This is a genomic window from Marinobacter sp. (assembly GCF_041687235.1).
Lineage (GTDB): Bacteria > Pseudomonadota > Gammaproteobacteria > Pseudomonadales > Oleiphilaceae > Marinobacter.
Genome location: NZ_JAWLCH010000004.1, coordinates 137,025 through 149,482 on the forward strand (window position 1 = coordinate 137,025; position 12,458 = coordinate 149,482).

Sequence of the window (12,458 nt, forward strand, 5' to 3'; positions counted from 1 at the left end):
GCCGGCAAACACCTGACGCCACAATCCCGGTTATCGGCCAGTCCCCGGGCAACTTGAACAAGTGGCACAGGGAATATCGGCAAGCAGTTGCCGTCGCCTTTTTGTTACCGGGGATTAATACAGGAACCGTGCCAACGGCTCTATACGCATCTGCCGACGATCCGTTCAGCGCATGGCACCACGAATACTGGCGTCACGGGAAATGAGCAACACTACCCGCCGGTTTCTGCGTCGCCCCTCTTCCGTGTCATTCCTGGCGACCGGCTGATACTGGCCGTAACCAACCGAAGCAAGCCGCTCCGGCTCAATACCTTCCATCACCAGCATCCTGACAACGGCCGCCGCCCGGGCGGCAGACAATTCCCAGTTGGAGGGAAAGCGGGAGGTGGCGATAGGCTGGTTGTCGGTGAAACCCTCCACTTTGACAGCGTTGTCCCGATTGTTCAGGACAGTGGCAATCTTCTCCACTACCTCGAAAGCGTCGTAGTGAGGTTCCGCATCACCGCTGCCAAACAGCAGACTGTTCGGCAGGTTCAGCTCCAGCCACTGATCACTGGTTTCCAGCGTCACAACCCCCTGGTTGATCAGCTCATCAAATTCCATGGCCAGCTGGTCTGCCATGGTCCGCAGCGCTTCGGTTCGACCCCGGGCATCCATCTCGGGGTTACGAGGAGCCTCGGTCACTGCCGGAGGGATAACGTTTTCCGCAGGCGCATTCAGCGACCGCTGGGGCTGGTCGCCAATCTCAATGGGCTGGAAAGACCGCTGGGGTGCGTTGAATACGCCGGTCAGGGTTTCGGATAGCACCTTGTACTTGCCTTCATTCACCGAAGAGACGGAGTACATCACCACAAAAAAGGCGAACAACAGGGTGATGAAATCCGCATAGGAAATCAGCCACCGCTCTTTGTTGTGCAGATCATCCTGTGGTTGCCTACGGCGCCGCATACATTGGCCTGAGCATGCTTACTGCAGGAAGCCCCGCAGCCGCAATTCGATGGATTTCGGGTTTTCACCCTCGGCGATGGCAATAATGCCGTCAATCATCATGTCTTCGTAACGGGTGCGTTCCCGCACAATACCGCGCATCTTGTTGGCGACCGGAAAGAACAGCAGGTTGGCCAGGGCGACACCGTAAATGGTTGCGACAAACGCCGTGGCAATACCGCTACCCAGTGACTGCGGGTCTTCCAGATTGGTCATCACCTGGATCAACCCCATAACTGCCCCGATGATCCCGATGGTCGGCGAATAGCCTCCCATGGCCTCAAACACCTTGGCGGACTCCAGATCACGCTGTTCACGGGACTCAAGATCCACCTCCATGATGCCCCTTATGGTCTCGGTTTCAGCGCCATCCACCAGCAGTTGCAGACCTTTGCGGGCAAAGGGTTCAGGCTCCCGCTCGGCGAGCCCCTCAAGACCCAGCAGACCCTGCTTGCGGGCTTTGACACTCCAGTCAATGACCTTTCCAATACCATCCTCGAGATTGATGAACGGAGGAACGAACACCCAGCGTACCTGGGTAAAGGCCCGCTTGAGCATGGGCCATGACGTCTGGAGGATGGTCGCGGCCAATGTGCCACCGATCACGATTACGGCGGCGGGCCCGTTGAACAGGGAACCGAGGGCACCACCCTCCAGCAGGTTGCCGCCAAGTATGGCGGCGAAGGCAAGTATGACCCCGAGCAGGCTCAGGATATCCATCAGCAGACACCTTCGACCAGGCGCGGCCCGATCTCATCCAGCGACAACACATCATCCGTGAGCCCCGCCTTGGCAACGGCCATGGGCATTCCGTAAATCACTGATGATTTCTCATCCTGGGACCAGATGTCCGACCCGCTCTGTTTCATCATGCGGCAGCCTTCTTTTCCGTCCGATCCCATACCGGTGAGAATCACGCCCAGGGTTTTGCCCGGAAAGCTCCTGGCCAGGGAGCCGAAGGTGACATCCACACAGGGTTTGTAATTGAGCCGCTCGTCTCCGGGCAGGATACGAATCCTGGCCTGCCCTCCACGATTCTCAACCATCATCTGCTTGCCGCCGGGCGCCAGCAGCGCCAGCCCGGGCCGGAGCACATCGCCATCCTCCGCCTGCCGGACCTCGATCCGGCACAGCTTGTTCAGGCGTTCGGCAAACGCCGGCGTGAAGCTGGCAGGCATGTGTTGCACCAGTACAATTGGCGCCGGGAAGGAAGCGGGTAACGCCGTCAGCACCCGCTGCAGGGCGACCGGCCCGCCGGTTGACGTTCCAATACCAACAACGGCGTAATGCTTCGCCGGGCCCCGTCGCGCATGACGTCGGGGGGCTTCGGCGTCATTTGGGGAGCTGGCTGCCGTGGCCGGGCTCTGGGTGTCGGTACGTTGGCGCGAGGCAATTTCTGGCCGGGGACGGGCTGAGGTACCCGGTGACCGTGAAGCCGGCGCCGCCGGCTCAGCTCGGGCCGGCGCCGCGGACCGGTTTCCGGGGCGGCTTCGGGCCACATCAAGAATTCGCTCGATCAGAATTTTCTGAAGCTGACTGTTGTCCCGGGCAATTTCTTCAAAATTCTTGGGCAGAAAATCAACAGCCCCGGCCTCAAGGGCGTCAAGCGTCACCCGGGCGCCTTCGTAAGTCAGCGAGGAAAACATCAGAACCGGTGTCGGGTGCTTGCGCATGATCTCACGCACAGCGGAGATACCATCCATGACCGGCATCTCGTAATCCATGGTGATGACATCCGGACGCAACTTTTCAGCCAGCTCGACACCTTCCCGGCCATTCGTGGCAGCACCAACCACCTTGATCTGTCCGGAACTACTCAGTATTTCCGTCAGCCGTTTGCGAAAAAACCCTGAATCGTCAACGACCAGGACAGAAACTGTCATCCAATTCTCCTACCCAATCCAAAGTCATCCGAGGGGCGCTGTTCAGCCGTAGTGTTGCAGCAGGCTGGGAACGTCAATAATCAGCGCAATGCGGCCATCACCGGTAATGGTGGCGCCGGCCATTCCCGGCGTACCCTGGAGCGCACGCCCGAGGGGTTTGATCACCACTTCTTCCTGTCCGACCAACTGGTCGACGACAAAGCCCACCTGTTTGGTGCCCATGGCAACGATGACAACGTGAGCGTTTTCAGGCACATCCTGGGAAGCCCCGCCACGAACAAGCCAGCGCTTGATATGGAACAGCGGGAACACCTTTTCACGAACCACGATGCATTCACGACCATCCACGATATTGGTCTTGGTCAGATCCAGGTGGAAGATCTCGACCACGTTTACCAGCGGCAGCGCGAACGACTGGTCGCCCAGCATGATCATCAGGGTAGGCATGATGGCCAGTGTCAGCGGAACCTTGATAACGATCCGCGACCCTTTGCCCAGCTCCGACTCAATGCTCAACTGTCCATTGAGTTGGCCGATCTTGGTTTTGACCACATCCATGCCGACGCCACGGCCGGAGACGTCTGAAATCTGCTCCTTGGTGGAAAATCCAGCCGCAAAAATCAGGTTAAAACACTCGGAATTGGTCAGACGATCCGCGGCATCCTGGTCATAGATACCCTTTTCGACGGCTTTGCGGCGCAACACGTCCGGATCCATGCCGGCGCCGTCATCCTCGATGAACAGCAGGATATGATCCCCTTCCTGCTCGGCAGAGAGGGTCACGGTACCCTGGCGGGGCTTGCCCGCTTTCTCACGCACCTCGGGGGCTTCGATGCCATGATCGACCGAATTCCGTACCAGGTGAACGAGCGGATCAGACAGGGCTTCAACCAGGTTCTTGTCCAGGTCGGTTTCCTCGCCATGCATCACCAGGTTAACTTCTTTCTTGAGGTTTCTGGCAAGATCACGCACTACCCTGGGGAACCGGCCAAACACCTTCTTGATCGGCTGCATGCGAGTCTGCATGACCGCAGACTGTAGATCGGTGGTGACAACATCGAGGTTGGACACCGCCTTGTGCATATGCTCGTCTTCGCTGTCGGCACCCAGACGCTGCAACCGGTTCCGAACCAGCACCAGCTCGCCAACCATGTTCATGATGTCGTCGAGGCGCTTGGTGTCTACACGAACCGTGGTTTCCGCCGCCGGAGCATGCTCACGCGGCGGCATGGCCGGCGCGGCAGAACCTTTGGCCTCGGGCTTTTCAGCGGGTTTGGGCGCTTCCTTCGGCTTCTCGGTCTTCGGCGGCTCCGCTTTCGGCTTTGCCGGTTTCTGGGGGGCGACCGGGGTGTCGCCTGCTGTCGGGCTCCCGCCCTTGCCGTGAAGATCGTCCAGCAGCTTCTCGAATTCGTCGTCAGTGATCAGATCATCGCTACTGCCACCCTCAGCCTTGGCGGACGGTTCTTCATTCTTGCTGGCGGTTTCTTCCTCGCCCGCAGGCGCGCCGGCAAACTGCCCCTTTCCATGAAGCTGATCCAGCAACGCCTCAAATTCGTCGTCGGTAATCTCGTCGTCTCCGGAGCTCTCTTGATCGCCCGAAGATGGTCCGGCGCCCGACGCCGATGAGGTGTCTTCGGATTTTTCATCCTGCAAGGCATCGAGGAGCTGCTCGAATTCATCGTCGGTAATATCACCGCCGTCTTCTTCCGGGGCGCTCTCTTCCTGCCCGGACGGCTGGGGAGCTGCGGCTGGCGCACCTTCCGTTTCGGGCTGGGCCAGGGCATCCAGCCGGGCAATCAGTTCATCCGGAGCCGGTGTCAGCTCCTCATGGTTGCGAACCTGCTCGAACATTGCGTTGACGTTGTCCAGGGCTTCCAGAACCACGTCCATCAGCTCCGAATCCACCTTGCGCTTATGATTGCGCAGGATGTCGAACACGTTCTCTGCGGAATGGCAGCAGTTCACCAGGGCTTCAAGCTGAAGAAAGCCCGCGCCGCCCTTGACGGTGTGAAAACCACGGAAGATGGCGTTGAGCAGATCACTGTCGTCAGGATGTTGCTCAAGATCTACCAACTGCTCTGACAGCTTTTCGAGGATCTCGCCGGCTTCTACCAGGAAGTCCTGCAAAATCTCTTCATCAGCATCAAACGCCATGCGTTACCCTCTTTATTCAGAAACCGAGACTGGACAACAGGTCGTCAACGTCATCCTGTCCCGAGACTACATCTTCACGCTCATCGGCCTTGATCTGGGGCCCGACGCCCTTCTCCGCAGATTCTTCCTTATCTTCAATCTGGTGCACCGTGCCCGTGAGCTGGTCCACATGACTGGCCATCACCACCAGGCTGAGCATCTGCTCCTCAACCTCTTTCACCAGGGTGGTGACCTTCTGGATAACCTGCCCCGTCAGATCCTGGAAATCCTGAGCCAGCAGGATTTCCGACAGATTGTTGTACATGGTATCGGCGTCGGTTGCCGTGCTGGTGAAATAACGGTCAATCCGACCATACAGCTCGCGAAACTCGGCCGGCTGCATTTCCCTTCGGCGCAAGCGCTGCCACTCATCCCGCAACGCGGCGGCTTCATCCCTCATGGCATTGGCGACGGGCATGGTTTCCTCAACCAGATCCATCGTCCGGTTGGCTGCCTCACCGGTCATCTGCACCACGTATTCGAGGCGATCAGAGGCATCTGTCATCTTTGACAGCGCTTCCTGCTGTTCTGCATTACGGGGGTCAATCTGGAAGTTCCGGATCGCTTCGTGCAGGCTCCGGGTCAATCGCCCTACCTCGCGATACAGACTTTGATCCCTGACCTCGCTGAGTTCATTGATCAGGGTCATGGCTTTGGCATATTCACCGGCATTGACGCTCTCTGCCAGTTCAGTTGCCTGCCGATGGAGCTTTTCCGTCACCTCCGGCTCAAGGCCCCGATGGTTCTTTTTGCTATCGCTCATGAGAGCCATCCGACCTCTGGTTACTGGATTCTTTCAAAGATTTTCTCAATCTTTTCCTTGAGCACCGCGGCGGTGAACGGCTTGACCACATAACCGTTCACGCCCGCCTGGGCAGCGGCAACAATCTGGTCCCGCTTGGCTTCGGCCGTGACCATCAAAACCGGGAGGGTTTTCAGGTTTTCATCGGCCCGTACCGCCTTGAGCAGATCGAAACCGGACATTCCCGGCATGTTCCAGTCTGTGACCAGAAAATCGTACTTACCGCTTTTGAGCATCGGCAGCGCTGTGTTGCCATCATCCGCTTCATCGGTGTTGGTGAAGCCCAGATCACGCAGCAGGTTCTTGATGATCCGTCGCATTGTGGAGAAGTCATCCACAATCAGGATTTTCATGTTTTTGTCCAATGGGACCTCCAGTTAGTAACACCCGGAATTCGTTTGACCTTTCTGCTCGAAGTCTAGCAGGCCGCTGGTTTAAGCGCTTATTGTCGGACCTTTGCTTCGGTTGTAAAGCATTGGTTACCAAAAACTACAGACTGCCCCTTCGCGGACACACACTGGAAGCGCTCAGCTGTCCGATTCCTGGCGCCAGTCTGCCAGCCGTCCGCGAAGGCGCAGGGCAGCCTGACTATGGATCTGACTGACCCGGCTTTCACTGACGCCAAGCACCGCGCCAATTTCCTTGAGGTTCAGCTCCTCCTGGTAATACAGGCTCAACACCAGCTTCTCCCGCTCCGGCAAGTCCTCTATCGCTTCGGCAAGGCTGCGCCGGAAAGCATCCGAGGACAGTCCCTCCAGGGGATTATCCTGCGTCTCTGTATGTTCTATCGGCAGCTCTCCGGATTCATTGAGCTCATCAAGGCTAAAAAGTCGGCCACTGTTGGAATCGGAAAGGTAAGAGTGATACTCGGCCAGCCCCATACCCAGCTCTTCCGCCACTTCCAGATCCTGGGCTTCTCGGCCGAGACGGTCTTCGACGGCCTTGATGGCCTGGGAAATACGGCGGGCGTTGCGATGGACGGAACGGGGAACCCAGTCACCCTTGCGGATCTCGTCCACCATGGCACCGCGGATCCGGATACCCGCATAGGTCTCGAAGGTGGCACCTTTGGTGGAGCTGTAGCGCTGGGCGGCCTCAAGCAAGCCAATCATGCCAGCCTGCATCAGATCTTCGAGCTGAACGGAAGCCGGCAGCCGGGCCATCAGGTGAAGGGCAATTTTCTTGACCAGCGGCGCATGCTGCTCAACGAGCTGAGACGGTTTCTGCGCGCTCGACTGGTTATAGATTCCGAGATTTTTCGCCAATGTCATGTATCCGGTTTTTTTGTTTGACTGGATCCGATTCAGACTTCGACGAGCCGCTCCACAAAAAATTCCAGATGCCCGCGGGGAGAGGACGGCAGTGGCCAGCTATCAACCTTGTCGGCCAGCGCCTTGATCGCCAGGGAGGCTTTCGCCCTGGGATAGGCGTCCAGCACCGCGCGCTGCCGCTGAACCGCTTTCTTCACAGCCTCATCGTAAGGCACTATCCCTACGTATTGTAGTGCGACATCAAGGAAGCGCTCGGTGACCCGGGTCAGTTTTTCGAACAGATGCCGGCCTTCCTGCTCGTTTCGTACCTGATTGGCAAGAATCCGGAAGCGGTTGGTACCGTAGTCCCGGTTCATGAGTTTGATCAGGGCGTAACAGTCGGTAATAGACGTCGGCTCGTCACACACTACCAGCAACAGTTCCTGAGAGGCTCTCAGAAAGCTGACCACCGATTCGGAGATTCCGGCGGCCGTATCCACGATCAGTACATCGATCTGATCGCCCAGTTCGCTGAACGCGTTAATCAACCCGGCGTGTTCCATGGCGCTGAGCTGCGTCATTCTCTGGGTACCGGAGGAGGCAGGAACGATCTTGATACCACCGGGGCCATTGACCAGCACATCCTTGAGATCGCAGTCACCCGCCAGGACGTCCTGGAGGTTCCGGTTAGCCGTAATACCGAGCAAAACGTCGATATTGGCGAGACCCAGATCGGCGTCAAGGAGCACCACTCTCCGGCCTTTCTGCGCCAGGGCAATTCCGAGGTTCACCGACACGTTACTTTTGCCGACTCCACCTTTGCCGCCGGAAACTGCAATCACCTGTACCGGATGTGCTTTGCTCATACTGTTTTTTGTCTCTCGCCACGTTTAGCCGGGTGCTTTTATGAAGACGCTCACTGTCAATCTGTCCAGTCCCGGGCCTGCTCGCTCAGGCACCTTCTGCGACCGCCTGTTGTTGCTGGAGTGTTTTAAGCCGGTCCACGGCCAGCCGCACCAGCGGAACCGCTTCTGCGTGGTGCAGGTCTTCAGGAATCTTTTGCCCGTCTGTGTAATAGGCTACCGGCAGCCCGGTTTCCATCACAAAGCCGAGAGACTCACCCAGTGTCAGGGCCTCATCGATCTTGGTCATCACACAGCCCGCAAGATTTGCCATCTTATAGCAATGCCAGACGGATTTCATGATGCGCGGCTGACTGGTTGCCGAGACCACCAGGTGCGTTTTGATATTGTGATGGCTGCGCGCCAGTTCGGCCAGCTGTTCCTGATAGCCTTTATCCGCGCTGGTCAAGCCGGCGGTATCAATCAGCACCAGATGCCGGTCTGACAACTCATCCAGAATATCATCCAGACTGTGACTTTCATCCACCACCCGAACAGGCACGTTCAGGATACGACCAAACACAAACAACTGCTCATGGGCAGCCACACGATAACGGTCAGTGGTGACCAGTGCCACGGAGTCGGAGCCATGCTTGAGCACATAGCGCGCTGCCAGTTTGCCGATGGTCGTGGTTTTACCGGAACCGGTCGGTCCAACCAGGGCGTAGGCACCCCCCTCATCCAGCCATTCCATTCGAGATGTCCGGACGCCGGCGCACAACATCTTGAGGGACTGCTTCCAGCCATCCTCCAGACGCCCGGCCTTGTGGCGACGGGAAATTGAACCGGCCAGATCGCTGCCGAGACCGAACTCCTGCAAGCGCTCGGCCAGTCTCTGCTGAACCGCCGATGTTGCCGAAACCTCCGGCTCCTGCCGGCCGACCTGCATCATGTCGCGCAGGGAACTGATCTCTGCGCGCATCTGGGCAAGCTCATCGGAGTAGGCTTGCCGCGGTGCCCGGGGCACTGGCTCGGGTTCGTCAAAGCCGACACTCACCGATTCCTGTACCTCTGCGAACGACGCTCCGGCGTATCCGGCACCCTGGGAAACCCGCTTTTCCCGAACCTCTCGAATGCGATCCCGGGACCGATTCAACTCGTCTTCCAGACGACGATGCTGGTCTGCCTGCATCTCCGCAAGACGGGATCCGTTGGTGGCTTCCTCGGCCTGGTTACCCAGTCGCTGACGCGCCATGTTTTCGTCGTAGTCCAGCGCCGTCACAATTTCGACGCCACCATCCACACGACGGTTGGAAAGAATTACGGCGTCCGGCCCCATCTGTTCACTGACCTGTTTCAGCGCCTCGGCCATGGTCTGAGCAAAAAACCGTTTTACTTTCATGATGCCTCATCCTCCACCGGCAACGCCGTGCCGGCGCTGTCCGCTCTGTCATCCGCGCCGTTACTGGCCAACGGACGCCACGATCGTAATCTGTTTGTTATCCGGGATTTCCTGGTATGAGAGCACGTGCAGCCGCTCTACCCCGTAGCTGGCAAACTTCGCCAGAACCGGCCTCAGTGGCCCGGACACCAGCAAAATGGCCGGTTTGCCGAGCATCTCCTGGCGCTGGACGCTCTCCTGAAGGGAGCGCTGGAGCTTTTCAACCATGTTTGGCTCCAGAACCAGGCCAATATCTTCCTGACCGCCGGATTGTTGACTCTGCTGAACTGACTTTAGCAATAACTGTTCCAGATCCGGGTCCAGGGTGATCACCGGTATCTCCGATTCGTTGCCGCAGATACTCTGGACGATCATCCGACGCAGGGACTGGCGGGCGACCGTGGTCAGCAATTTCGGATCCTGACTCTTCGGATGCACGTTCACGATGGCCTCGGCAATAGACCGCATGTCCCGGATCGGCACCTCTTCTTTCAGGAGGTTCTGCAGCACCTTCAGCAGCAGACTGATGGAAACCGTGGTTGGCACCAGCTCCTCGGCCAGTTTCGGGGAAATCTTCTCCAGCTGATCGAGCCACTTCTGGACTTCCTCGTGGCCCAGCAGTTCATGGGCGTGTTTCTGCAACACCTGATTCAGATGGGTGGCAACGACCGTGCTGGCATCAACCACGGTATACCCAAGGGTCTGGGCCTGATCCTTTTTGTCCGGCTCAATCCAGCAGGCGTCCAGACCAAACGCCGGATCCTTGCCTTCAATGCCTTCCACTTTTCCGAATACCTGGCCCGGATCGATAGCCAGTTCGCGGTCCGGATGGATTTCCGCCTCGGCGATGGTCACGCCCATCAGGGTGATGCGGTACACATTGGGCATCAAATCGAGGTTGTCGCGAATATGGACCGAGGGCATCAGGAAACCGAGATCCTGGGACAGCTTCTTACGAACGCCCTTGATGCGGCTGAGCAACTGGCCTCCCTGGGATTTGTCCACCAACGGAATCAGCCGATAGCCAACCTCCAGACCAACGATATCGACAGTGGATACATCGTCCCAGCCGAGCTCTTTGGTCTCTCCGGGTGCCGGTAGCTGACGACCCTGATCGCCGCCGGCGTCGCCGCCCGGCGGAAGGTCCCGCCCCGCGGGACGCGGCGCACCGCCAGCACTGCCCCTGCCAGGAAAGACGCCCTCTTCTTCGACCGTCTGACGTTGATGTTTCCAGATATACCAGGCCGCACCGGCCGCCATGGCACCCAGCCCCAGAAAGGCAACGTGGGGCATGCCAGGAATGAGACCGAGAATAATCAGGATGGCGGCGGCAATGGACAGGGCTTTGGGCGCACTGAACATCTGCTGGAGGATCTGTCCGCCCATGTCCTGGCTGGAGGTTACCCGGGTAACCATAATAGCGGCGGATGTGGAAAGCAGGAGCGAGGGAATCTGCGCCACCAGGCCGTCACCAATGGTCAGCAGCGCATAGCGCTCCATCGCCAGCCCGAAATCCAGACCGTGCTGGAGCATACCAATGGCGATGCCGCCGATGATGTTGATGGCGAGGATCAGCAGGCCGGCAATGGCGTCGCCCTTTACGAACTTGGATGCACCGTCCATGGAACCGTAGAAGTCGGCTTCCTGGGCGATCTCGGCACGGCGGTGCTTGGCCTCGTCCTGGTTAATCAGACCAGCGTTCAGGTCGGCATCAATCGCCATCTGCTTACCCGGCATGGCATCGAGGGTAAAGCGGGCGCTTACCTCGGATACCCGTCCGGCACCCTTGGTCACCACCAGGAAGTTGATGATCATCAGGATCGCGAACACCACCAGACCCACGGCGTAGTTGCCGCCGATCAGAACCGCCCCGAAGGACTCAATAACCTTACCGGCGGCGTCACCACCCTCGTGGCCATTCAACAGAACAATCCGTGTGGAAGCCACGTTCAGGGCAAGCCGCAGCAACGTGGCGACCAGCAGAACGGTTGGGAAAGACGCGAACTCCATGGGCCGGAGGGCGTAGACGCACACCAGCAGAATCACGATCGACAGGGTAATGTTGAAAGTAAAGAACACGTCCAGCAGGAACGCTGGCATGGGCAGGATCATCATGCCCAACAGCCCCATCAACATGATGGGAATGCCCAGATTTCCCCGCGTCAGGGTTTTGACGTTATTGAGGACTAATGCTCTGTCCATGCCGGATACTTCTCCGATTGGCCGTGCCTGCAGGCGTTTTGAAGGTCGAAAATCTGACACCGGAGCGTCGTCTGGAAGGGTTATCGCAAGATCCGTACCAGCCCTTAGGGGATTTCCCTGAACCGGCCATTTGCGGCCTGACTCCCCTTGCCAGATGCGGTATCCTTGCGCCATTTGATCGCAACATTAGAAACCCAACCAGACACACAGGTGACCCCATGCCAATCCACGAGGTAAAACACCCTCTGATCCGCCACAAGCTCGGCATCATGCGCCGTGCGGATATCAGCACAAAGAATTTTCGGGAGCTGGCACAGGAAGTTGGTGCACTTCTGACCTACGAGGCCACCAAGGACTTCAATCTTCAGGAAAAGACCATCGAAGGCTGGGCCGGACCGGTTAACGTGGAACAAATTCACGGCAAGAAAGTCACCATTGTTCCGATTCTGCGTGCCGGCCTTGGCATGCTGGACGGTGTCCTCAGTCTGATTCCCGTCGCCCGGGTAAGCGTTGTCGGTCAGATTCGCAACGAGGAGACCCTGGAGGCCAGCACCTACCTGGAAAAACTGGTGGGAGAGCTGGACCAGCGCATGGCCATGATTGTCGATCCGATGCTGGCCACCGGCGGCTCCATGATCTCCACCATCGACCTGCTGAAAAAAGCAGGCAGCACCGAGATCCGGGCACTGGTTCTGGTCGCAGCACCTGAGGGTGTTGAAAAGGTGCTGGAGAAACATCCGGATGTATCTATCTATACGGCTTCTGTTGACGAGCGCCTGAACGAAAAAGGCTATATCCTTCCGGGTCTCGGCGATGCCGGCGACAAGATCTTCGGCACCAAGCAGAAGGACGTTTAAG

At 58.2% G+C, this 12,458-nt stretch carries 11 protein-coding genes; 1 reads left to right on the plus strand and 10 read right to left on the minus strand.

Annotated features, from left to right (window positions below):
- Positions 1-165 precede the first annotated feature (165 nt).
- The 10 genes from motD to flhA all read right to left on the minus strand — a co-directional run bounded on the left by motD (position 166) and on the right by flhA (position 11,600).
- Complete coding sequence (gene motD / locus ACESMK_RS07820) at positions 166-948, minus strand: flagellar motor protein MotD (RefSeq protein ID WP_372996943.1); 783 nt, start codon at positions 946-948, stop codon at positions 166-168.
- A gap of 18 nt (positions 949-966) precedes the next feature.
- Positions 967-1,707, minus strand: coding sequence for a flagellar motor protein (locus ACESMK_RS07825; protein ID WP_372996945.1), 741 nt, complete (start codon positions 1,705-1,707; stop codon positions 967-969).
- Entirely contained in the window at positions 1,707-2,870 is a 1,164-nt protein-coding gene (locus ACESMK_RS07830; protein WP_372996947.1) for a chemotaxis response regulator protein-glutamate methylesterase, read from the minus strand. Before ACESMK_RS07830 ends, ACESMK_RS07825 begins: the two co-directional genes overlap by 1 nt.
- 42 nt (positions 2,871-2,912) lie before the next feature.
- Complete coding sequence (locus ACESMK_RS07835; protein WP_372996949.1) at positions 2,913-5,024, minus strand: chemotaxis protein CheW; 2,112 nt, start codon at positions 5,022-5,024, stop codon at positions 2,913-2,915.
- Positions 5,025-5,040: 16 nt separating this feature from the next.
- Positions 5,041-5,826: a protein phosphatase CheZ gene (locus ACESMK_RS07840; protein WP_372996951.1), complete on the minus strand. Its 786-nt coding sequence runs from the start codon at positions 5,824-5,826 to the stop codon at positions 5,041-5,043.
- Positions 5,827-5,846: 20 nt separating this feature from the next.
- On the minus strand, positions 5,847-6,230 hold the full coding sequence (gene cheY, locus ACESMK_RS07845; RefSeq protein ID WP_008173086.1) for a chemotaxis response regulator CheY: 384 nt from the start codon (positions 6,228-6,230) through the stop codon (positions 5,847-5,849).
- 162 nt (positions 6,231-6,392) lie between these two features.
- Positions 6,393-7,136: an RNA polymerase sigma factor FliA gene (locus ACESMK_RS07850; RefSeq protein WP_372996953.1), complete on the minus strand. Its 744-nt coding sequence runs from the start codon at positions 7,134-7,136 to the stop codon at positions 6,393-6,395.
- Positions 7,137-7,168: 32 nt separating this feature from the next.
- Entirely contained in the window at positions 7,169-7,981 is an 813-nt protein-coding gene (locus ACESMK_RS07855) for a MinD/ParA family protein (RefSeq protein WP_372996955.1), read from the minus strand.
- A gap of 85 nt (positions 7,982-8,066) precedes the next feature.
- Positions 8,067-9,359 (minus strand): flagellar biosynthesis protein FlhF, encoded by a 1,293-nt coding sequence (flhF, locus tag ACESMK_RS07860; protein ID WP_372996957.1) that lies wholly within the window; start codon positions 9,357-9,359, stop codon positions 8,067-8,069.
- Positions 9,360-9,419: 60 nt separating this feature from the next.
- Positions 9,420-11,600 carry a flagellar biosynthesis protein FlhA gene (flhA, locus tag ACESMK_RS07865; protein ID WP_372996959.1) on the minus strand — a complete coding sequence of 727 codons (2,181 nt, stop codon included), beginning with the start codon at positions 11,598-11,600 and terminating at the stop codon, positions 9,420-9,422.
- A gap of 218 nt (positions 11,601-11,818) precedes the next feature.
- Here flhA and upp point away from each other — a divergent pair, with 218 nt between their 5' ends.
- The gene (gene upp, locus ACESMK_RS07870) at positions 11,819-12,457 is read left to right on the plus strand and encodes a uracil phosphoribosyltransferase (protein WP_372996961.1); all 639 of its coding nucleotides are present in this window, start codon (positions 11,819-11,821) and stop codon (positions 12,455-12,457) included.
- Position 12,458 lies beyond the last annotated feature (1 nt).

Bases quoted from the DNA above. Each gene is read 5' to 3' on its own strand.
- motD (WP_372996943.1), bottom strand. From the start codon at position 948: ATGCGGCGCCGTAGGCAACCACAGGATGATCTGCACAACAAAGAGCGG.
- ACESMK_RS07825 (WP_372996945.1), bottom strand. From the start codon at position 1,707: ATGGATATCCTGAGCCTGCTCGGGGTCATACTTGCCTTCGCCGCCATA.
- ACESMK_RS07830 (WP_372996947.1), bottom strand. From the start codon at position 2,870: ATGACAGTTTCTGTCCTGGTCGTTGACGATTCAGGGTTTTTTCGCAAA.
- ACESMK_RS07835 (WP_372996949.1), bottom strand. From the start codon at position 5,024: ATGGCGTTTGATGCTGATGAAGAGATTTTGCAGGACTTCCTGGTAGAA.
- ACESMK_RS07840 (WP_372996951.1), bottom strand. From the start codon at position 5,826: ATGAGCGATAGCAAAAAGAACCATCGGGGCCTTGAGCCGGAGGTGACG.
- ACESMK_RS07850 (WP_372996953.1), bottom strand. From the start codon at position 7,136: ATGACATTGGCGAAAAATCTCGGAATCTATAACCAGTCGAGCGCGCAG.
- ACESMK_RS07855 (WP_372996955.1), bottom strand. From the start codon at position 7,981: ATGAGCAAAGCACATCCGGTACAGGTGATTGCAGTTTCCGGCGGCAAA.
- flhF (WP_372996957.1), bottom strand. From the start codon at position 9,359: ATGAAAGTAAAACGGTTTTTTGCTCAGACCATGGCCGAGGCGCTGAAA.
- flhA (WP_372996959.1), bottom strand. From the start codon at position 11,600: ATGGACAGAGCATTAGTCCTCAATAACGTCAAAACCCTGACGCGGGGA.
- upp (WP_372996961.1), top strand. From the start codon at position 11,819: ATGCCAATCCACGAGGTAAAACACCCTCTGATCCGCCACAAGCTCGGC.